Origin of the sequence: Paenibacillus intestini, from assembly GCF_030803945.1 — a bacterium.
In the GTDB taxonomy this organism is placed as follows: domain Bacteria; phylum Bacillota; class Bacilli; order Paenibacillales; family Paenibacillaceae; genus Paenibacillus; species Paenibacillus polysaccharolyticus.
This window is the reverse complement of record NZ_JAURUN010000005.1, coordinates 235,743-256,542: the sequence shown is the minus strand read 5'-3', so window position 1 is coordinate 256,542 and position 20,800 is coordinate 235,743. Positions and strand designations below refer to the sequence as shown.

The window sequence follows — 20,800 nt, the reverse complement described above, 5'->3', positions numbered from 1 at the left end:
GAGCGGAACGACTAGTTAGGTAGCCTTACCCTCGGGTTTAAGCTTTCGCATAAAAGCTTCAATATTATCGATTAGCAGCTTGTTGTTTGGCGAATCGGTCCGGGTAATGATCTCTTTCACCGCATGGACAAATGAGCTTAGGTTGGTCGTGTCAGCCTTTTCAAATCGGTTCGGGATGGGCATGTTATCAGCAGAACGGGCCGCATCCTCACGGTATTCTTTGATCCATGCCTGATTCGTGGAGGCCTGTTTCGCAAAGTTCTGTAGAATGCTGCTCCAGTCCTTGTTGTTTACGATGGCGTCTTGCAACTTATCATAGGTCTGAGGCTGGAATTTACGCATCATATAATTAAGATCCACGTAATCCTCTGGTGCACCAACCGGCCGTTGTGGTGGTGTATCATACTGAACTTGCTTCGTTTCAGGGTTGATCGTTCTGGTTGTGGAGATTGCTCCAATCTGACGGAACGTATTCATGAACTCGGTGGCCTGATCGCCTTTCATGTAGTTGTCCGCTATGTATTGTGCTTGAGTTAGACCCAGTTCGAGTAAAGCGGATCGATCGTCCTTATCTGTTACATCCGTAATCAGGTTAGATTGAATAATGCCATAGACCGTTCCTTTAACCTCAGAAGATTGGCCCTTGAGCAGGCGTTCCAGTGACTCGTTGATCTGAACGGTGCCGAAGTAAACGGCTGAATGGTTCACGACATCCGAGGAGGCAAGCTGTCTGGAAGCGTTACTGATCTCCACGGTATCTATGTCATGAGACAAATCGAACTTCCCCGTAATCATCGTTGGTTGATTTGATGGATTCGCTTGTCCTGTGCGTTGTTGTGAATGAGTGTAGGCATTGAGGTCAAACGGCGTTGTGCTTGAAACCTTCATTCGTAAACACCCCTATTCGTCAAAAATAAATGCTCTAGTTTCCATCTCAGACATGTCTCTTTATGTTATCGGAATAATATTCCATATTTTTAATATAAATGGACAAAAAAAGAGCAACGAACGGTTATCTTTCACCACTCGTTGCTCTCCTTGATTCAATCAACCGCCATAAATACTGTAGGCGAAGTGATACACAATATCGGTCGTATTCACACTTGGGCGACTTGTCACTCTAGCCACCACAGCACAAAGATCATAATAATGTGTGAAGCTTATGGCTCCTGGCAAGTACTGACTGAGGCTACCGGCGGAAGGAGGCAGGGACAACGTTGCTGTGAACTGCCCACTGCTGTTGGTCATAACTTTGGCACTGCGATAACGATTGTTGCTGCTTTCAGACCAGGCATCATTCGCCCAGATGACCTCGACTTCCGTATTAGCAACGGCATAGTTATCGGAAGTAGCCGCAACCCCTGTCACCGTGAAGCTTGATCCTGTGATTCGGTAGTAGCGTCCATAGGCGTAAGAAGGATAATCATTGGGGCCGCCGTTTGAGTTGTAGCCCGTAATGACAATTTTGTCTGCACGTAATACAGGCTGCAAATGCAGTGAATAGTTGGTGTCCGAATAAGTGTTGGTGGTATACACCTTCAAATAATAAGTGCCTGTACCTAACGATACATTACCGTTCGTGGTCGGCATCAAGGCCATTCGATTGTTACTTAAAGCCCCGTACAATTCAGCTTTGTAACCATTCGCCGTTGAAGCCTGGTCCAGCGTGATGCGCATCGCATCATAGTTTCTGCTCTCAGGAACGGTGATTTTGTACCAATCCTGATCAATCTCCGAATTCAATGAACGGGTTGCGAGTGTAGAGCCGCCAACAGCAACGGTAAGCGGATAGGCACGTAGCGCGTTCTCGTCCGTCTCGAAGGCATCATATGTCGAGCTTGTGGAGACCGTCAGGGTAAACGGCTCATTAATGCTGGCACCAACCTTGCCGTAGGCTTCAATTAAGTAGGCTTTGGCGCCGGAAGTGATATTTTTCGTGCCTACATTTTCAGATAAGGTTCTGAACCCGTTCCCGTAATTGTTCAAATATGTCCCGTAGATGGAGTAATCAATAGGATTCGGATTCACTTCCCCGGTGGACATATCGAATTCATAGAGATATAGATCGTAATCAAGCTGCGCAGATGCGGGGGTATCCATCTGTACTTGCAGAATGTGCCCCGGCTGTACATAGATCGGGTATAAATAGCTGGAGGTGCCTTGCTCCTGGATGTAGCCAGTGTATGTAGTGGTCTCAGCTGCAGCTGTTGTGTTATCTGTATCCTCCGATTGCGGAGTAGCCAGTAGACTTTGTTGCTTATGTGTTTTGGAAGTGACAGAAGTTTCATTCAGGTTGACCGTTTCCTTGAGCTGATGTTCCTTCAATGGAGCGGAATCCAACTCGGTGGGAGCCTCGGTCAGCTCAGTGATGATCTCAGTGTCTGGCTGTATGACCTGTTCCGTAATGCGTGCCTCAGGCGAATTTTCTCCCTCAGGATCATTGTTAGCAGAAGCGCTGAAACTAAAAGCAAAGGTAAGAACTAAATTCATGACGATAAGCATGGAGAGTGTCTTTTTCAAAGTGTAAACTCCTCTCTTCTTATAATTTTTTGCTGCAATTCTATAATATACCAAATGTATGTATTTGTTAAGTGATGAATATCATGGTACAGTTGGTCGATTCATCGACAAACATGGGTTTCTATGATAGGCTGGAAGCATCCCAAGGGCATTCTACTTTTCCAAGTAGAGTGCCTTGCTGTATATTATGGGAGTTTACATTTAATGGTTATAAAATGAGGCCGTGTGGAGGTGGTGATGCTATGTTTCTCTCTTTAGCCCCCGTAGGGGAATGTTGGATGATGGTAAGTGAACGTGTACAGAAAATCATAGAATACAGAGGAGCGAACATAGCATGACTACTCTTATACAAGCGGAAACTCGTATCAAATTAAAGCCGTCCAGACTTCAGAATTTGCGCCAATCTGGCCGCCTGCCAGGTATTGTTTTTGGCAAAAACACAGAAAATGAAATGATTCATATCCCGTCGGTACCATTTCAAAAATGGTTGAACCAAGGTGCGTCCGGATTCATCGAACTGCAATTCGAAGAAAAACCTTCACTTACCGTATTGCTGGAAGATCTGCAGCGTGATCCGGTTACACGAGATTTGATTCACGTCGATTTTCAGCAGGTACAGAACGATGAGGTGCTACGTACCAAAATCCCGGTCAAGTTCAACGGAACCCCAGAGGATGCGAAGTACGGCGGGGTTGTGCAGATTCAGTTAGCTACTATTGAAGTGGAGGCTCTACCTCGTCATTTGCCAACCGTGGTCGAGTTTGATATTAGTGCAATGAAAATTGGTCAAACCCTACATGTTGAGGATGCCGAGTTCGCGCCGGAAGTAACGGTGATCTCAGAGGGCAACGAATCACTTCTCTCTGTGATTAAACCTTAATAGGTAAATACTTGCGTAATCGGGGTTATTCTTTAATTACGAGTACATTTTTTTAAATAGAATGTGCTGTAAATATACAGTTGCATTAATCGAAATAAGCTGTATGGGCTAAATGTCCATGCAGCTTATTTTGGTATGACTAAAATAAAATATTTCTCATCCATGGAAGGTGATACAGGAAATAAGCTACAATACTATATATAGAAATTCACGAACAAGGTGGTGAATAGATGAAGGAATTGCATAGTCCAATGAACCGGAAGACCTATTATATATCGATGTTTCTAATGATCCTTCTAATGGTAGCCGGTTTAGCCGTATCTACCGCAGAGCTTCAGGGTATGACCATCGGATATGTCATTCATTTGTTATGTGTTGTGACGATACCTGTATGTCTGCTCATTTACCCCAGATATGAGACATTTGCATTTCGATTGAGCATTATTTTACTTGGGTTTGTCTATTTCTACACGCTAGCTTTGATCTATCCTCAGACGTGGACAACTTACATTATGATCTGTTTGCTTCCAGCACTCGCGATCTTGTTCTATGATTTCAAGTTGTTTTATATTTCGCTCAGCTTGAATACAGTCATGCTGGTGATTGTAACGACGTATATTCACAAGCAAGATAATTTGTATAAATATATACATATAGATCTGGCCGGAAATCTGATTAATATCATTGCGAGTCAACTGCTCCTGTTTCTCATTTTCTATTTAACTTTTGATCGGATCCGCAAACAGGAACTATATTTGGAACAGGTACAACAATCCGAACGTCTCCAAATGGTTGCACATCTAACGGCAGCGGTTGCGCACGAAATTCGTAATCCGGTAACGGTGGTTCGGGGATTCCTGCAGTTGTATCAACAAAATCCGGCCTTCGATGCTGCCGATCGATCCAAGTTCGCGCTGATGATCGATGAGCTGAATACGGTGGAACAGGTGACCTCCCAATTTTTATCCATTGCCAAACCAAACCGAGAGATATTGGTTGATGAGAAAGTACATGTGCAAGAGCTACTTGAGGGGGTAGCTAGCCTACTGGGCTCCTACGCCATGTTGTCCAATAAACATATCGATATCGAGATTGAAGAGGACTGCACGATCTTCATGAATGCCGTTGAGTTTAAGCAGGTGATCATTAATCTGATCAAGAACGCTCTGGAAGCCTCGGATACGGGAGCCATGGTTCATGTAACAGCAAGACTTGTGAAGCAGAAGGTGGAGATCAAAATTGTGGATCAGGGGTGTGGGATGACGGAGGAGGAAGTTAAAGCTTTGGGTACCCCGTTTTACTCGCTGAAAACGAATGGTACGGGACTCGGGCTGATGATCTGCTTCAACATCGTGGAGAAGGTTAACGGAACGATCAAGTATGTGAGTGAGAAGGGCGTGGGTACGACGGTGATTCTGACGTTTCCGGCAACAGACCGCGGCTGAAGGGCACGGAGATTGGCAGATTCCTTGTTAAGAGGAGTAAATAAAAGAAGAGTATAAGAATAAGTATAAAATAGCTCTAAAAAGTGAGTTAAGAAAGGCTGCCGAACGACAGCCTTTTTCCTGTTCTTATTCTTTATTCAACTCTGACCTCAGGAAAACGAAGGATAGCGCTCACCTGCTGCGAACCCTTTGGGCGAGATGTGTTCGATCTCGGCCAATTCTTCCGGTGTGATCGTGACCTGCAATGCACCAAGGTTCTCCTGCAACCGCTCTAGACGTTTCGTACCGGGTATAGGTACGATTTGCTCCCCCTGCGCCAGCAGCCAGGCTAGAGCCAGTTGAGGTGTAGTACAGCCTTTTCGTGCGGCAAGCTGCTCAATCAGCCGAACGACCTCCAGATTTTTATTGAAATTATCTCCTTGGAAACGAGGGAAGAAGCGGCGGTAATCATCCGCAGGCAGATCATCAAACGTCCGAATCTGTCCAGTCAGGAATCCGCGTCCCAAGGGACTATAGGGTACAAAACCGATACCCAGTTCATCCAGCACAGGCAGCACCCCATCCTCTACTTCGCGGCTCCAGAGCGAGTATTCTGTTTCTACCGCCGTGATGGGGTGAATGGCATGTGCCCGCCGGATCTGATCCGCCGTTGCTTCCGAGAGACCGAGAAAGCGGACTTTACCTTCCTGCACAAGTTGAGCCATAGCGCCGACAGTCTCTTCAATGGGGACGTCCGGGTCAACGCGATGCTGATAGTACAGGTCGATGTAATCGGTGCCCAGTTGAAGCAGGCTGGAATCGATTGATTTTTTGACATACGCCGGGTGTCCGAGTACCTTCATGTTTGGAGATACAATGCCGAATTTGGTCGCCAGAATGGCTTGATCACGACGGCCTTTCAGAGCTCGACCAACCAGCTGCTCGTTACCTCCGAACAGTCCTTGTTGCATGAAATGTTCCCCATATATATCAGCTGTGTCGAACAAGGTAACTCCGTGATCCAGTGCACCATGAATCGTACGTATAGAATCCTCGTTGTCAGGCATCATCATGGTACCAAGTCCCAGTGCGGATACCTCAAGTCCAAGTGAACCTAACTTTCTTTTCACCACTCCATTATTATTAAACTCCATCCGATCATCCCTCTTTTCCGCAAATTAAAGAATATAGTACCTTCATCGTTATGCTTAAGGCATGATTCCATTCTAATTCGCAGTTACTACCCCAACCACAGCATGCTAATGCTAGTAACGGCAGTACCAGGATGGCATGAATCTGGTTGTCTTGTATAGGACTACGGTGGTAAATGAAGTGTAGATCATACGATTTGTGAAAGAAGAGGGGCAAGCGCTGTTTAAGATTCCTGTTCCTTGACTGGAGAATAGATGCACAGATGCAGATCCGGGTGATCCAGCGTGAAGGATAACGAATTAATGTCATATGCGATAGCTTGTTCTTGGTCGGGCAGTTGGTAGTAAACGCGCGTAACCCTCTTTGCCTCTACGTGGTGCAGCTCCCATAACGATGCAAATTCAGAACTTTCTTTGGAAAGATCATCTACAAACTTGGGAAACCACGGATCATGTGTATATCTATCATAAGAGGTACGGAATATGGCAACGGAATGTGCCGCCATCTCCTCCCAATTGATAAGGCGAGCGCGCATTTCCGGATCTGTAAATAGGCTAAACATCATGTTCCGTTGTTCTGGAGCACGTGAAGTGTAGTCCAATACGTATTTGTCGACAGATGTGTTCCAGGCAAGCAACTCAGCACGATCATTCGTGATGAACGCAGGAAACGCCATCTGATTCACAATATCCCGCCAAGGTTGAGTGATCTCCGAGGTAATTGGCGGGGCCATTTCAGGTTCATTGCCATTCCATAGGCCGAGCAGATGGGTGTGCTCATCGGGAGACAATTGAAGTGCCCGGCCGATACTCTCGATAACTTCTCGGGAGACGGCGACCTCTCGCCCCTGTTCCAGAAACGTATAATAGGTTGCGCTAACCCCTGCCAGTATGGCAACCTCTTCTCGGCGTAACCCAGGTGTCCGGCGTTGACCATGAGTCTTGGCGAGCCCTGCTTGCTCCGGTTGAAGCCGTGCGCGCCGTGATTTCAGATAATCTCCCAACGTTTTGGCACGCATGCTGTTCAAGTCCACAGGTGACAGATGTGCTGGTTGCGATAGGCCGTTCGTTTCAACCATGACGAGATCACCTCCTGAACTCTTTTTATCCCAAATTGTATTGCTCATGTAAACTTAAAAAAACGTAAATCGTATGGAACTCTACGCCATCCGTACGATATATATTACTCCGTGCCCCATCTAGTATATCACTTGCTACTGGCTCGCGTTGCAAGCATGAGAATACTTACTCAATCTCCATCTCTTTCACTGTTTCTCCCTCCACCAGTTCAGGCTGATAGTAGGTTTGAGTAGGGAGGTCTTTCTTCCCCTGAAGCTTGCGGATAACCCAATCGGCAGCATCACGCCCCATCTGCTCTTGGGGATGAGTGAGTGTGGTCAGCCTGATGTTTGCATTTTTGGCGATGTACGAATTGTCCTGACCAATAATGGACAGCTCATCCGGGATCGAAATACCGAGCTGGCGGCAAGCGTGTACCACTTCCAGCCCAACTTCATCGTTGTAACAAACAATTGCGGTGAGTGCTTCCCGATTTTCTTGCAGATATGCTGTCACGTTTGCGGACAGATCTGTTTTTGATGCGGTATCAAACGAGAGCACATGCTCGGGGTGGAACCTCAGTTTTGCTTCCCCTAGTGCCTTGATGTATCCCTTCATCCGGTACTTGCCCTGCAGATCATCCATTTTGGCAATAATCCCGATCTGGGTGTGGCCTTTGGAGATTAGCTCCTTAGTGGCGAGATAACTGGACTGTACATCATCCAGACAGAAAAAGGGCACCTCTAACTCCTCATAAAATGCATTGATCATCGCAAACGGCACATCCTGCTCCTTAAAAGACAGATAGTACGCAATATTCGGGTTGTACAGATTGCTTTTCGTCGGTTCAACAATCAGACCATCTACGCCGTAAGATAACATCATCTCAAGTGCCTTTTTCTCTTGTGCTACATCATTATTCGTACTGGCGAGCAGAAGCGAGTAGTTGTCCTCATTCAGACGACGCTCGATACCGCGAATAATGGAAGGGAAAATATAGTCCGAGATATAGGTGGTAATGACCCCGATCGTCTTCTTCGAAGTGTTGCCACCTGCTCGCGATCGGTACTGATTGCTGACATAGGTGCCCGAACCCTTTTCGCTGCGTAAAAAACCTTCGTTAGACAACTCCAAAATGGCCTTACGAACGGTCTGACGGCTCACGTTATAACTCTCCTGCAAGGCTGATTCAGTAGGAATCTGCTCGCCGATGCTGTAAGTCCCGGACAGGATATGGCTCTTTATATCATCAATAATCACTTGGTATTTAGGTTTCAATTCGTCCACTTCTTTCGTTGTAACGTCTATATTATATCAATATGGCTCAAGTTGTACGTACATATTCTAGCATGATTCACTTTACTTGCAAGAGAAACCGTACATTTTATTAAATGTTACGTACAACTGACTGCGATTTTGTCGAATTAAACCTTACATTTATAGGGGAAATAAATTAAAATGCGTTGATGTAATTGAATATTTTACAAAAATAGTCCTTTGTGAGTATAACTTCGTTATCTCATTGACAAATGTACGTACAAAAAATATACTAAGGCTGTCAGTACAGGAAAGCGCATTCTTGGAATGCTGAAATAGATTATAGCCACGAACGTAGGTGGTGGATTGCACCTTACGAGGGTGCAGTTGGAATAGATGCCGTTCCACGGACGTAGATGGCGAGCAGAGAGGGGATATGCGGAAGTGACGAGTCATGTGGATGAGAAAGAAGCTATTGCCAAGGGAGCAACCTCACTTGGGATTGAGCTTGGATCAACGCGGATTAAAGCGGTATTGATTGATGAGCATTTTGAGACGATTGCCTCCGGCAGTTATGAATGGGAGAACCTGCTGAAAGACGGCTATTGGACGTACAATCAGGAGGATATCATCACGGGTTTGCAGACGGCGTACCGCGAGTTGAAGCAGGATGTACAGCAGAAGTATGGTGTACCGCTGACGACTGTAGGTTCAATCGGCTTCTCGGCGATGATGCACGGATATATCGCGCTGGATCAGGCGGGGGAAATGCTCGTACCGTTCCGTACGTGGCGTAACTCAACGACAGGTGCGGCTGCACGCGAGCTGACAGAACTGTTGCAATTCAACATCCCTGAACGCTGGAGCATTGCCCATCTGTATCAGGCGATTTTGAACGGAGAGCAACATGTGCCTCAGATTGATTACCTGACCACACTGGCGGGTTACATCCACTGGTTGTTGACTGGCAATAAGGCGATTGGGATCGGCGATGCATCGGGTATGTTCCCGATTGACGAGACAACGCATAATTACCATCCGGCAATGATCAACCAGTTCAATGAGCACATTGCTGGCAAAGGTTATCCGTGGAAGGTTGAGGATTTGCTACCTAAAGTGTACCTCGCAGGTGAACATGCAGGTGCATTGACGGAAGCTGGAGCGAAGCTGCTTGATCCGTCAGGAGAACTGGCATCGGGGATTCCGCTCTGTGCACCAGAAGGTGATGCGGGAACAGGTATGGTCGCGACAAACAGTGTGCGCAAACGGACAGGGAACATCTCCGTGGGCACGTCAGTCTTTGCGATGATCGTTCTGGAGAAGGAATTGTCCAGCGTGTATCCCGAGATTGATATGGTGACTACGCCAGATGGCAGTCCGGTCGGCATGGTACATGCTAACAACTGCTCCAGTGATCTGAACGCATGGGTCGGATTGTTCCGCGAGTTCGCTCAGGCGATGGGCATCGAGGCCGATTCAGGCAAGCTGTTCAGCGTGTTGTTTAACAAGGCGCTTGAGGCCGACCCGGACGGGGGCGGATTGCTCAGCTACGGGTACTACTCCGGTGAAAATATTACAGGGCTGGAACAAGGTCGTCCGTTGTTCGTGCGCTCTCCAGAAAGCAAGTTTAACCTCGCGAATTTCATGCGCACACATCTGTTCAGCGCCTTTGGCGCGCTTAAGATGGGTATGGACATCCTGACCGAGAAGGAGCAGGTGGCGATCGACAGCATTTTGGCACATGGTGGTCTGTTTAAGACACCTGTAGTTGGTCAGCGAATCGTCGCGGCGGTCATGAACGTTCCGGTATCGGTAATGTCTACCGCTGGTGAAGGCGGCGCGTGGGGTATGGCTTTGCTGGCTTCGTACCTGAAGGACAAAGGCGAGCAAGAAACGCTGGATGTTTTCCTGGAGCAAAAAGTGTTCAAGGATGTCGAAGGGGTCGAAGTGGCTCCGGAAGCTGCCGATGTGAAGGGATTTGAAGCATTTATTGAACGCTATCGGAGTGGACTTGCCATTGAGCACGCCGCTGTAGAGCATCTGGTAGAGAACGGAGGAAACTAAACATGTTAGAGCAACTGAAACAAGAGGTATTCGAGGCCAATCTGGAGCTTCCGAAGCACGGACTGGTGAAGTTCACTTGGGGCAATGTGAGCGCAATTGATCGGGAAAGCGGTCTGTTCGTTATTAAACCAAGCGGAGTCGATTATGAGAAAATGAAAGCCAGCGACATGGTTGTCGTCGATCTCGACGGTAACGTGGTGGAAGGGGAGATGAGACCTTCCTCGGACACCGCTACCCATGCCGTTTTATACAAACACTACAAGGAAATTGGTGGCATCGTGCATACGCACTCCACATGGGCAACGATCTGGGCGCAAGCCGGTCTGGACGTACCTGTCATGGGAACGACTCACGCGGATACGTTCTACGGAGCCGTGCCATGTGCACGTTTCCTGAACCAAGATGAGATTGATCGCGGATACGAAGCAGAGACGGGCCGTGTAATCATTGAAACGTTCGAACAACGCGGGCTGGATGTAATGGCGATTCCGGCAGTGCTCCTGCATGGTCATGCACCGTTTACTTGGGGTAAAGACGCCAAGTCAGCCGTGGTGAACAGCGTTGTGCTGGAGGAAGTTTGCAAAATGAACCTGTACGCGCGTCAACTGAATAACTTTGCCAAAGAACTGCCACAAGGTATTTTGGATAAGCACTACCTACGCAAACATGGCAAAGACGCATACTACGGCCAGAAATAATCTGGAACTGTAGAGGTTGGGACGCTGCAATCGGAGTGACCCGGTGTAACTACCCTGCCCAACCCGCAGTTAAATAGAACTTTTTTACACCACTAACGGAGCAGACAGAAGAAAGCTGTAGAAGCGGAGCGTTCACCTTTATCACCGGATTTCTCCTTATACATAAGGGATTCAAAGAAATCTGGGGATAACAGTGATCGAAAGATTATTCTGTCTGCGCAGTGTCCCGGTATAACTACCCTGCCCAACCCGAAGTTGAATAACCTTTTTACACCATTAACGGAGAGTGCAGAACCAATCTGAAGAAGCGAAGCGCTCGCGTTTATCATCGGATTTCCCCCTTAAAGAGGGGAATGGAAAGAAATCCGAGGATAACCAGCGATCGAAAGATGGTACTGCAATCGTAGTGACCCGGTGTAAACCCATCTTATCCAACTATAAACTAACGAAATGAGGATGATTCCATGTCAGCAACAGCAGCAAAAGAGTTTTGGTTCGTTGTCGGTTCACAACATTTGTACGGTGAAGAAGCACTCGGTGAAGTTAAAGCAAACGCACAGAAAATTACAGATGCCCTTAACGCTAGCGGCGTACTTCCTTACCCGCTTGTATTGCAAGATCTGGCTGTAACCGCAGATAAAATCACCAGCATCATGAAAGAAGTAAACTACCGCGACGAAGTAGCGGGTGTAATCACTTGGATGCATACTTTCTCTCCAGCGAAAATGTGGATTCGCGGTACGAAATTGCTGCAAAAGCCATTGCTTCACCTCGCAACGCAATATAACGAGAGCATTCCATGGGCAACCATCGACATGGACTTCATGAACCTGAACCAAGCGGCACACGGCGACCGTGAATATGGCTTCATTAATGCCCGTCTGAGAAAACAAAATAAAATTGTTGTGGGTTACTGGGAGCGTCCGGAAGTGCAGCAACAGGTTGCAGACTGGATGGACGTAGCGGTGGCATACAACGAAAGCTTTAACATCAAAGTTGCTCGTTTCGGCGATAACATGCGTAACGTAGGGGTAACAGAAGGGGATAAAGTCGAAGCTCAAATCCAGTTTGGCTGGACTGTAGACTACTACGGCATCGGCGACCTTGTTGAGTACGTGAACGCTGTAACTGAGCAAGAGATTGATGAATTGATCACACAATATGCGGACCTGTATGAATTCGATTATGGCACTAACAGCAAAGAAGCATGGGAAGCTAGTGTACGTGTGCAAGCAAGCTATGAAATTGCGATCAAAAAGTTCCTGGATAACGGCGGTTACACGGCCTTCACAACGAACTTCGAAGACCTGCACGGCATGAAGCAACTTCCGGGTCTGGCAGTACAACGCCTGATGGCTCAAGGCTACGGATTTGCGGGTGAAGGGGATTGGAAAACAGCGGCGCTGGATCGTTTGCTGAAAATCATGGCGCATAACGAAAACACAGGCTTCATGGAAGATTACACGTATGAAATGGCAGCCGGCCAAGAAGCGATTCTTCAATCTCACATGCTTGAAGTTGACCCGACACTTGCTAGCACAAAACCAAGAATCATCGTGTCTCCACTGGGGATTGGCGATCGTGAAGATCCGGCTCGTCTCGTCTTTGACGGCAAAGCTGGCGAAGGTGTCGTCGTATCCATGGCAGACTTCGGTACACACTACAAATTGCTGATCAATGAAGTATCTGCCTTCGAACCAACGGTTCCTGCACCAAATTTGCCAGTCGCTCGTGTATTGTGGACAGTAAAACCGAACTTCCAAGACGGCGTTAAAGCTTGGATTGAGAACGGTGGCGGACACCACACGGTGGTATCCTTGAACCTGACGACAGATCAGATCGTAACGTATGCGAAGCTGGTGAATCTGGAGTACGTGATTATTAAATAATCATACTGACAAACATGGAATTATATATGGTATATATCGTTCTAGAATAATCACTAAGGTCTTTAATCCACGCCTTGATTCCAATTCCAAAGGATAAATCTCGGTTGTACTCTGCTCATACCTGAAGTATGATCAGAGTATCAGAGATCAAATTCATAAGCGTATTCAACGTTAAAGCGAGCATCTGCTTGCCGTATAAAAGTGTAATTACAGAGGCCGAGAACCTATCTCGGCTCTTTGTTTTATTTTTCGATACATCACATCGATTCCTAAGGAGGTTATTCCAAGATGACACATACATACGAAAGTCTTATCGCGCAGCTAGAGGAATTAGGCATAGATCGTCACGGCACCTTGCTGATGCATTCTTCGATGAAGAGTATGGGGGAGGTGGAAGGTGGAGCAGATACCGTGCTGGATGCGCTGAGTGAGTATATGAAGGATGGGTTGCTCGTTTTGCCTACGCATACGTGGTCTACCATTAACAAAAGTAATCCATTGTTCCACGTGGAAACGTCTTCCTGTTGTGTAGGCATTCTGCCGGAGTTGTTTCGTAAACGTCCTAACGTTGTCCGTTCCTGGCATCCTACACACTCTGTAGCTGCATTAGGGAAGGACGCACAGGCGTTCACACAGGACGATCATCTCTTCGATACGCCATGTGCACGAGGTTCTGCATGGGGCAAGTTACTCGATCGCAAAGCGACAATACTGCTGGTGGGGGTGGACTTGAAGCGGAACACGTTTATTCATGGGATCGAGGAATGGGTGGACATTCCAGGCAGAATGACCGATGAACATGAGATGCTGTATACTGTTTTGCCAGATGGAACTAAAATTTCCGTACCTTCACGCAGACATTGCGGACTATCTTGGTCAGAGCACTTCTGGAAGGTGGATGAGGTGCTGGTTCAAGCAGGCGCGATGCATAAAGGGAGTTTTGGAGATGCCGTCGCAAGTGTCTGTGATGCTGAGAGAACAACCGAGGTGCTTACGGAGATGTTGAAGGAAAACCCGGATATGTTCTCGGACAATGAGCCTTTGGCAGATGTGAAGTAAGTGGAATTGAAGCGTTGATATCAGGTATGAAAAGGGAGTCTGATTTTTATGGGAAGCAAACGGTTTTCTAACGAATTTCATGGAAATAACGGATTAACTGAGGCAAGACACGAGCTTCAACTTCGTTTAATCGTTGCGGAGAAACAGATTTCTGCTAAAGAACCTTTGATGGATCATGAGCTAGTCATGAATAGATTGAAAAGAAAAATAGAAATAGCACGGACGTAGGAGAGTTACCAGTAGTGAAGCTTTTTTTTTCAATAAAATAGATTACGTATTCCGTTACGGGCTGGATGACGCTCAGTTGCAAGCTGGGCGTTTTTTTGACGTGGAGTCTTCAAATAAAACGTTCACAAAAGTGCAAAAAATGAATACGATTTCAATCAGAGGTTGGGCAGACTTCCAGTGAATGGGCTACTCAGCGTATCAGGGGTGTGGTACGATATGGGTAATTTAACCAGAACAAATTCAAAGCCTAGCAGATGTATCTCATATAGTTGTTTGTAGAATGATCCGAAGAAAAATCAAAGTTCAACGTTTGGTAACGTATCAGAATTCCGCTGATAACTATGGAACAGTGTCACTTCCAAGAAGGAGAAGATTTGTGAACCCATTAGTGTGGTATGATCTTTCGTTATTCGTGCTATTGTTTGGTGTGGGCGTGTATGTGTTTGCTACCGTTAGAATTACGAATTTACATAAGGTGTATTTTTTGTTTCACGGTTTGATGATGATGTGGCCTTTCTGTCAATTTGCGAGTACGCTCACCGATGATCCGGGCCTGCAATTATTCTATGTTTTGCTGTCCTTTGTAGCGGTCTCGCTGCTGGGGAGCGGGTGGCTGCTGCTGACGTTATTTATTACCGGTTATGCGGAACGACTGAGCCAAAGGCGGTTGGTATTGCTGTTTGTACCCGCTGTGATCGGAGCGATTGGGGTTGTTGCGAACCCTTGGCATGATTTTGTCATGCCTCTGGAGGGTGGTTATATCGAGCGTGCTTACGGCCCATGGTTCTGGGTGGTCATGTTCATTTTGGTGAGCTATTTCGTGACTTCCCTTGTTATTATGTTTCATGCGGTATTTTTCTCCAAGACACCAGCCATGATTCAAAAGCAGGTCAAAATCACCCTTTGGGGAATTTTTGTGCTGGGTGCGTTTGCCACGTTGGATGCCATCCTTAATGTATTGCTGAGCCGCTGGTTGCCGATTATTCCGGGTCTGACCTCACTGGGTATTTTCCTGTCCGACCTGTTCTTCGTGTATGTAATCAAAAGGTACAACGTGTTCAATCTGGTCTCCATCGCCCATGAGGACGTCATTAATACGATTCCGTATGGCATCCTGGTGCTGGATGAGAACGAAGTGATTGTGGAGGTGAACAAAGCCTCTCGTTTTTTCATAGAACAACATGTAGGGGATGTCTGGGACATGGAGGCATTTCTCGCTGGGGTGTCTGTGGAGGGGAATAGTCGGAAGTTCCTGAACAAGTATCGCTTGAAAAAAATGGAGCTTTGCCAGATCGAAGTGATCGTGGAGAAAGACGGCCAGCTCTGCCACTATATTCTGCAGTCTTCTCCGATTGTGGACTCGGCTCTTGCACCGCTAGGGCACCTGCTGACGTTCCAGGATGTCTCTCAAGAGCGCTTCTATGCTAAAACGATGAACCAGCAGTACAAGACGCTACAAGAGCGCAATGAGGCGCTCGATCTGATTGGTCAGGAGTTATCCGATGCCAACCGCAAGCTGGAAGAGCTGGTGCTGACGGACAGTCTGACGCAGTGTTTTAACCGCCGTTACCTGACGCAACATCTGAATCATGAAGTACTCACGAACCTGCAATATAAAATGCCGTTTTCCCTCATGCTGCTTGATATTGACCACTTCAAAGCTATTAACGACCACTATGGTCATGTGGTTGGGGACGAAGTGCTGGTGCGCACGGCAGAGGCTCTTCGGCAATCAGTACGCAGTACCGACATTCTAACCCGCTATGGCGGAGAAGAATTCATGATCTACCTGCCGCATACGGAGCATGATCTAGCGATTGATATTGCAGAGCGTGTAAGACAGACCGTGGAATCCAACCGTATTTCATTGAATTATGGGATGGGGGAAATAGCAATTACCATTAGCGTCGGTATTCTATCGATTGATGATTTTGCGTATGAGGACGAAGACGTGCCGGAAGATGGCGAACGCTATTTAATTCAGCTATTTGATGCAGTGGACAAGGCGCTGTATCAGGCGAAGCAGAATGGGCGTAATCGGGTGGAGTATGGGGTATTGGCGCGGGGGGTGGTGTGAGTTTTTGAAACTTTAATCTATTTCTCTTGAAAATTAAGGAAGGTGTTCATGATAGAGTGTAGAATACGATTCTCAAGGGAGGAAATTAAAATGTGTGAGAAAAAATATGAGTGATCACTTAAAACCTAGTTACTTAAAGTATGCAGAAGAAATAGGTTTTAGTGTTGCAGATAAGGATTTTTTTTATAAAGAAGATAATGGAGAAATGGTTGTAGTGAAAAGATTATTTATGCAAACTTCACCATCCTCACCTATTGGCCTACGCTCAGATATAACTCATAATGATCCAAATTGGAACTCCTTATGGGGCTACATTCGTACAAGCTCATGGGCGTTTGATGGTGAGAGATCAGATTTAAACGATTTAATCTCCGTCATTGTATCCATAACACTGAGAACAATTAATAACATTTCTTCATCATTATTAACTCAAGATCATCCTCTAACTTACTTAGACGAAACTGATATGTCGAGTGAAATTTATTCTAGATTACTCTCATTTGAAAGACATAATTTAATGCTTTTTCAATCAACTGAGACAACAGATTCTACTGTGAAAAACATAATTGATGCCTTATTCATATCAGGATACATAATGGATAACATTTTTCTGTACTCTTATCCACATACACCTGATTACAGGGCATACAGAGAGAAAGCCGAAAATATAGCAAAATATCTTGATGGAACATATGAACAAGGGAAGCACAATTACATGTCAAGAAGTAAGCCTTTCTGGGGATGGTTTAGGAGTTTTGAATCAAAAATAAGTGTATTTGAAGTGGGAGAAGAAATATTAAGTAGACTTAGTTCTTTGATTTACAATAATTATAATCCTATTAAACTTGATGGAGTAAGCAAGAAAATTATTATTACAGATGGTTTAGGTAATGCTATTAGTTATAAAAAATTAGAGCGTGGGTATGAACTTTTAGAATTCTTAGAAGGAGATATAACCCAATATGAGGTTATCGCTATTGAAGATAGATTTTTCATTTTTGGAAGGGAACATATAATATGTGTCGATGATGATTGTAGTGAAAGATCCTTTAAAGATGAAGTTAATAAAATTAAATCAAGAAATGTAATAGAACGCTCTGTGTTGTTCCCTAAAATGCGATTCATTTGGAACGAGCATATCAATGGAGAGAGATTCGAGTTGTTGATTAGAGATATTTTTACAGCAGATTCGAATGTTAGATGGGTTAAAAGAGTAGGGAGTGGCACACAAGCAGATGGTGGGAGAGATTTAGAGGTTGAGATGATTTTTAAAAAGAAAATACTCATTGATTCTAATGAAACACCTTACGAATTAAAGAAAATTTTAGTGCAATGCAAGGCTTATCGCAAAAGTGTAAATAAAAATAATGTACAGGATATAAGGGACACCATAGATATGTATGGAGCAGATGGGTACTATCTAGTAGTTTCAAGTCAAATTACAAGGCAATTACATGAATACTTAGCAGCTTTACGAGATAGAGGTTTAATTGTAGATTGGTGGAATAGAGAAGATATTGAGGATAAGCTAAGATTACATCCTGAAATAGCTGAAAGATATCCTGATATATTTCAAATAGTCGAATGAAGTAATTTTAAATATATATAAAATCATGCAAAAGCTCATATTCAAAATTTGAATTAAAAAGTCCAAATATTAATAATTAGGGGTTGTTTAAATGATTCAGACGAAGTTGAACTCTAATAGTTTATATAATGCTAAGGATATTGAAAGAATTAAAGAACTACCTGCTCGCTCTGGACATCCAGTCAGGGACGATTTTGAAAGAGATTACAGTAGAGTAGTTCATTCAGCCGCTTTTCGCAGGTTACAATCAAAAACACAAGTAATAGGTGTTGGTGAGGGAGACTTCCATCGTACACGGTTAACGCACTCTATGGAGGTAGCCCAAATAGCAAGGGGGATTGTTTTATCTCTTAATCTTAAATCAAATCATTTAAATAAAGAGCACAAACAAATCGATACATCCCTAATAGAAGCTGCGGCTCTTGCACATGATTTTGGACATCCTCCATTCGGCCACCAAGGAGAGCGTGCATTAAATGAGATGATGTACAAAAAGGCTAAATCCGGTTTTGAGGGGAATGCGCAGACACTTAGAATTTTGACGCGGCTTGAAAGAGGAGTTGGGTTGAATCTGACACGCGCAACATTGCTAGCAATATTGAAATACCCAATTAAATTTGATGAAGCAGTTGAAGAAAGTAGATACAAAGATCTATCACAGTTCAGTCCGCCTAAATCCAATATATATCCAGAAGATTCTGAAATATTTAATTGGCTTTTATTACCTTTTAATGATAAGGAAAAAGATTTCTATCTTACTTTGGAAGCTAAACATACTAAGGAACATAAACAAACTAGTTATAAAACCTTTGAATGTTCAATTATTGAGTTAGCAGATGATATTGCTTATGCAACACATGATCTTGAAGATGCCATGAGATTGGATTTTATTAAGGTAGAAGAAGTTATTGAATTGTTGGAAAATAATAATCAAATTAATGGAGTACCGGCAGTAATTGAAAAGTTTAAAAAGAAAGTTAAAGGTCATTTATCTGAACAAATCAAAGATGCAACAGCTGATTTAATATCTATTTTTATTTCTAGTGTTGAAATTAAAGTTCGGGATGAAATAAAACACCCCCGATTGAAGTATTATGCTTATCATGATAAAGAGATTAGAGAACTTATTAAATCATTTAAGAATTTAGTTTATGCTAATGTAATCAGATTACCAAGAGTACAAACTATTGAATGGAAAGGTGGGCATATTATAAGAGAAATGTTCAATGCCTTCTTTGATGAGATTAAGTTATTACCGTTAGAAGACCAGGAACTAATTAAGAATGGTTACGATAAAGCAAGAGTAGTATGTGATTATATAGCTGGTATGACCGATTCTTATGCATTGAAAATGTTTTCTAGATTATATGAGGCTAGAGAGAGCAGGTTATTTGATATTTAATATGATGTGCGTAAAAGGCCCTCAAGGGCCTTTATGCTTGTATAGAGATAAATCTAATGGAAAGCTAATTTAACTTTATTCAGAATTTCTCTTAAAGTTTCAACTTGAGCAGAGTCAAGTTCGCTTATAATTCCAATATATTCTACAATAGCATCTTTATGAGAAGTGTCCTCGTTGTTTAAAGCTATTAAATCTCCGAATGATATATTTAAACCTAAAATAATTTTTTCTAAAGTATCAATCGAGAAGTTTCTTTCCCCACGCTCTAGTGATCCTATATAAGCATCGTCCAATCCCGATAATTCTGCTAGCTGTTGTTGTGTAAAACCCTTCGCTTTCCGTATTGCTCTTATCCGTTCTCCAACCGAATTACGTAATTTTGTCATATTAACCACCTCTCCTAAAGGTTAGGAGAGTATCGATGTATTTAGCAGAGACTTAAAGGCGGTAAAATCTATTGAAAAAACTGCGATTAAGTACTATATTTGATTTATTGTACTACTTCTTTGGAGTTTCTGAAAGTGAATAAATGAAAGGCTGTATCTTAAAGCACAAATAGCTTTGTTTCATTATCTCTAATATTCATATTATAAGGAGGCTTCCTTTTTTGAGATCATCGATCCTGAAATCACTCAAACCGGACATTATTGTTGATATGCTGGATATGGCTGTGGCTTTTGAAAATTGGAACAAGGTGCTGGAGACGGCGGATGTGTTGTACCAGTGCGCGCAGTGTATATATGAAGAACGGGTGGAGTGTCAGCAGGAAGGTGAGTATAAACTTCATATCCATACGGAACGTCCATTGGTTTATTACATGGGATGGAGTCATATGATGCGAGGTATGGCTTATCAGAAGCTGGGGCAGATCGATAAAGCACGAGGCTTGTATCCAGCAGTATGCAGCATTGTGGTGTATGGAAGGAACGGATGAGGCAGAGCGACAAGTTATGCAGGAGTTCAAACGTAAAGCCGAAATCCATCGGTATGCACTTGAGATTGAAGCAGGACAGGTTGAGTTGCTGGAAGGGTACGTGAACCTGTTGCTAGAGTATCCGGAGGAACGTTTGTCAGGATTGAAGGTGATCACAGAGGCCGCGGTGCGGCATGGATGGCGGATTGATTTTATCATACAGATGATTGAGGAGAAGGTTGATGGGTCAGGAGTGGGAATGGATTTGTTAAACAACGATGATATGTACCATTATTGTTATCAAAGGGCCCTATATGAACAGTGGATGGGAAGTTCGCAGGAGGCGGTGGAACTTATTTTGAAGGCGATGTGTATAGCGGACAGACTGGGACTGGAAAGGCATATTATCAAGTGTACAGCGGCGCTGGAATCTTTGCGAGAAATAGCGACGGAGGAGCAGATTGAGCGGTATCTGGTGTTTTTGGCGGGGATAAAGTAGGGGGCGTTATTGGGTTTACTGAAAGTGGTAGGATGTGCTTGGATGTGGGTATATGCATACAGGACTATAGCACCGATGAGTGGTGTGTCAGA

Annotated in this window: 19 protein-coding genes; 12 read left to right on the top strand and 7 right to left on the bottom strand. The window is 44.5% G+C overall.

The window, feature by feature from the left end; genetic code table 11:
- Nucleotides 1-15 precede the first annotated feature (15 nt).
- Both J2T16_RS16225 and J2T16_RS16220 read right to left on the bottom strand, forming a co-directional pair.
- Nucleotides 16-888, bottom strand: a complete 873-nt coding sequence (locus J2T16_RS16225) for a hypothetical protein (RefSeq protein ID WP_221787635.1) — start codon at nucleotides 886-888, stop codon at nucleotides 16-18.
- A 159-nt stretch (nucleotides 889-1,047) separates the two neighbouring features.
- Entirely contained in the window at nucleotides 1,048-2,520 is a 1,473-nt protein-coding gene (locus J2T16_RS16220; RefSeq protein WP_154985724.1) for a hypothetical protein, read from the bottom strand.
- Nucleotides 2,521-2,854: 334 nt separating this feature from the next.
- Here J2T16_RS16220 and J2T16_RS16215 point away from each other — a divergent pair, with 334 nt between their 5' ends.
- Both J2T16_RS16215 and J2T16_RS16210 read left to right on the top strand, forming a co-directional pair.
- Nucleotides 2,855-3,400, top strand: a complete 546-nt coding sequence (locus tag J2T16_RS16215; protein WP_154985723.1) for a 50S ribosomal protein L25 — start codon at nucleotides 2,855-2,857, stop codon at nucleotides 3,398-3,400.
- 230 nt (nucleotides 3,401-3,630) lie between these two features.
- Nucleotides 3,631-4,845 (top strand): ATP-binding protein, encoded by a 1,215-nt coding sequence (locus tag J2T16_RS16210; RefSeq protein WP_221787632.1) that lies wholly within the window; start codon nucleotides 3,631-3,633, stop codon nucleotides 4,843-4,845.
- A 149-nt stretch (nucleotides 4,846-4,994) separates the two neighbouring features.
- Here J2T16_RS16210 and J2T16_RS16205 read toward each other — a convergent pair whose 3' ends face one another.
- The 3 genes from J2T16_RS16205 to J2T16_RS16195 form a co-directional block, all read right to left on the bottom strand.
- The gene (locus tag J2T16_RS16205) at nucleotides 4,995-5,957 is read right to left on the bottom strand and encodes an aldo/keto reductase (RefSeq protein ID WP_154890317.1); all 963 of its coding nucleotides are present in this window, start codon (nucleotides 5,955-5,957) and stop codon (nucleotides 4,995-4,997) included.
- Nucleotides 5,958-6,199: 242 nt separating this feature from the next.
- On the bottom strand, nucleotides 6,200-7,054 hold the full coding sequence (locus tag J2T16_RS16200) for a helix-turn-helix transcriptional regulator (RefSeq protein ID WP_154889764.1): 855 nt from the start codon (nucleotides 7,052-7,054) through the stop codon (nucleotides 6,200-6,202).
- Between the two features lie 166 nt (nucleotides 7,055-7,220).
- Nucleotides 7,221-8,312 carry a GntR family transcriptional regulator gene (locus J2T16_RS16195; protein WP_090923506.1) on the bottom strand — a complete coding sequence of 364 codons (1,092 nt, stop codon included), beginning with the start codon at nucleotides 8,310-8,312 and terminating at the stop codon, nucleotides 7,221-7,223.
- 423 nt (nucleotides 8,313-8,735) lie between these two features.
- Here J2T16_RS16195 and J2T16_RS16190 point away from each other — a divergent pair, with 423 nt between their 5' ends.
- Both J2T16_RS16190 and J2T16_RS16185 read left to right on the top strand, forming a co-directional pair.
- Nucleotides 8,736-10,355 (top strand): xylulokinase, encoded by a 1,620-nt coding sequence (locus J2T16_RS16190; protein WP_499018777.1) that lies wholly within the window; start codon nucleotides 8,736-8,738, stop codon nucleotides 10,353-10,355.
- Between the two features lie 2 nt (nucleotides 10,356-10,357).
- A complete protein-coding gene (locus tag J2T16_RS16185; RefSeq protein ID WP_090923505.1) occupies nucleotides 10,358-11,053 on the top strand; it encodes an L-ribulose-5-phosphate 4-epimerase in 696 nt (231 codons plus the stop codon).
- A 92-nt stretch (nucleotides 11,054-11,145) separates the two neighbouring features.
- On the opposite strand, the gene J2T16_RS16180 is transcribed toward J2T16_RS16185, so the two are convergent.
- Nucleotides 11,146-11,382: a hypothetical protein gene (locus J2T16_RS16180; protein WP_221787626.1), complete on the bottom strand. Its 237-nt coding sequence runs from the start codon at nucleotides 11,380-11,382 to the stop codon at nucleotides 11,146-11,148.
- 135 nt (nucleotides 11,383-11,517) lie between these two features.
- Here J2T16_RS16180 and araA point away from each other — a divergent pair, with 135 nt between their 5' ends.
- The 6 genes from araA to J2T16_RS16150 all read left to right on the top strand — a co-directional run bounded on the left by araA (nucleotide 11,518) and on the right by J2T16_RS16150 (nucleotide 19,296).
- Nucleotides 11,518-12,942 (top strand): L-arabinose isomerase, encoded by a 1,425-nt coding sequence (gene araA / locus J2T16_RS16175; RefSeq protein WP_154889766.1) that lies wholly within the window; start codon nucleotides 11,518-11,520, stop codon nucleotides 12,940-12,942.
- Nucleotides 12,943-13,230: 288 nt separating this feature from the next.
- The gene (locus J2T16_RS16170; RefSeq protein ID WP_499018776.1) at nucleotides 13,231-14,001 is read left to right on the top strand and encodes an AAC(3) family N-acetyltransferase; all 771 of its coding nucleotides are present in this window, start codon (nucleotides 13,231-13,233) and stop codon (nucleotides 13,999-14,001) included.
- Nucleotides 14,002-14,049: 48 nt separating this feature from the next.
- Nucleotides 14,050-14,229 carry a hypothetical protein gene (locus tag J2T16_RS16165; RefSeq protein ID WP_154889770.1) on the top strand — a complete coding sequence of 60 codons (180 nt, stop codon included), beginning with the start codon at nucleotides 14,050-14,052 and terminating at the stop codon, nucleotides 14,227-14,229.
- A gap of 376 nt (nucleotides 14,230-14,605) precedes the next feature.
- On the top strand, nucleotides 14,606-16,306 hold the full coding sequence (locus J2T16_RS16160) for a histidine kinase N-terminal 7TM domain-containing diguanylate cyclase (protein WP_499018775.1): 1,701 nt from the start codon (nucleotides 14,606-14,608) through the stop codon (nucleotides 16,304-16,306).
- A 94-nt stretch (nucleotides 16,307-16,400) separates the two neighbouring features.
- Entirely contained in the window at nucleotides 16,401-17,894 is a 1,494-nt protein-coding gene (locus tag J2T16_RS16155) for a restriction endonuclease (RefSeq protein ID WP_499018774.1), read from the top strand.
- 91 nt (nucleotides 17,895-17,985) lie between these two features.
- Nucleotides 17,986-19,296 carry an anti-phage deoxyguanosine triphosphatase gene (locus tag J2T16_RS16150; protein WP_499018773.1) on the top strand — a complete coding sequence of 437 codons (1,311 nt, stop codon included), beginning with the start codon at nucleotides 17,986-17,988 and terminating at the stop codon, nucleotides 19,294-19,296.
- A gap of 53 nt (nucleotides 19,297-19,349) precedes the next feature.
- Here J2T16_RS16150 and J2T16_RS16145 read toward each other — a convergent pair whose 3' ends face one another.
- Nucleotides 19,350-19,691: a helix-turn-helix domain-containing protein gene (locus J2T16_RS16145; protein ID WP_499018772.1), complete on the bottom strand. Its 342-nt coding sequence runs from the start codon at nucleotides 19,689-19,691 to the stop codon at nucleotides 19,350-19,352.
- A 212-nt stretch (nucleotides 19,692-19,903) separates the two neighbouring features.
- Between J2T16_RS16145 and J2T16_RS16140 the strand changes: the two genes are divergently transcribed.
- Nucleotides 19,904-20,230 carry a hypothetical protein gene (locus J2T16_RS16140; protein WP_499018771.1) on the top strand — a complete coding sequence of 109 codons (327 nt, stop codon included), beginning with the start codon at nucleotides 19,904-19,906 and terminating at the stop codon, nucleotides 20,228-20,230.
- The gene (locus J2T16_RS16135) at nucleotides 20,214-20,708 is read left to right on the top strand and encodes a hypothetical protein (RefSeq protein ID WP_499018770.1); all 495 of its coding nucleotides are present in this window, start codon (nucleotides 20,214-20,216) and stop codon (nucleotides 20,706-20,708) included. Before J2T16_RS16140 ends, J2T16_RS16135 begins: the two co-directional genes overlap by 17 nt.
- Nucleotides 20,709-20,800 lie beyond the last annotated feature (92 nt).

Coding starts and splice junctions, on each gene's coding strand:
- J2T16_RS16225 (WP_221787635.1), bottom strand. CDS start 888: ATGAAGGTTTCAAGCACAACGCCGTTTGACCTCAATGCCTACACTCAT.
- J2T16_RS16215 (WP_154985723.1), top strand. CDS start 2,855: ATGACTACTCTTATACAAGCGGAAACTCGTATCAAATTAAAGCCGTCC.
- J2T16_RS16210 (WP_221787632.1), top strand. CDS start 3,631: ATGAAGGAATTGCATAGTCCAATGAACCGGAAGACCTATTATATATCG.
- J2T16_RS16200 (WP_154889764.1), bottom strand. CDS start 7,054: ATGGTTGAAACGAACGGCCTATCGCAACCAGCACATCTGTCACCTGTG.
- J2T16_RS16185 (WP_090923505.1), top strand. CDS start 10,358: ATGTTAGAGCAACTGAAACAAGAGGTATTCGAGGCCAATCTGGAGCTT.
- J2T16_RS16180 (WP_221787626.1), bottom strand. CDS start 11,382: ATGATAAACGCGAGCGCTTCGCTTCTTCAGATTGGTTCTGCACTCTCC.
- araA (WP_154889766.1), top strand. CDS start 11,518: ATGTCAGCAACAGCAGCAAAAGAGTTTTGGTTCGTTGTCGGTTCACAA.
- J2T16_RS16170 (WP_499018776.1), top strand. CDS start 13,231: ATGACACATACATACGAAAGTCTTATCGCGCAGCTAGAGGAATTAGGC.
- J2T16_RS16165 (WP_154889770.1), top strand. CDS start 14,050: ATGGGAAGCAAACGGTTTTCTAACGAATTTCATGGAAATAACGGATTA.
- J2T16_RS16150 (WP_499018773.1), top strand. CDS start 17,986: ATGATTCAGACGAAGTTGAACTCTAATAGTTTATATAATGCTAAGGAT.
- J2T16_RS16135 (WP_499018770.1), top strand. CDS start 20,214: ATGGAAGGAACGGATGAGGCAGAGCGACAAGTTATGCAGGAGTTCAAA.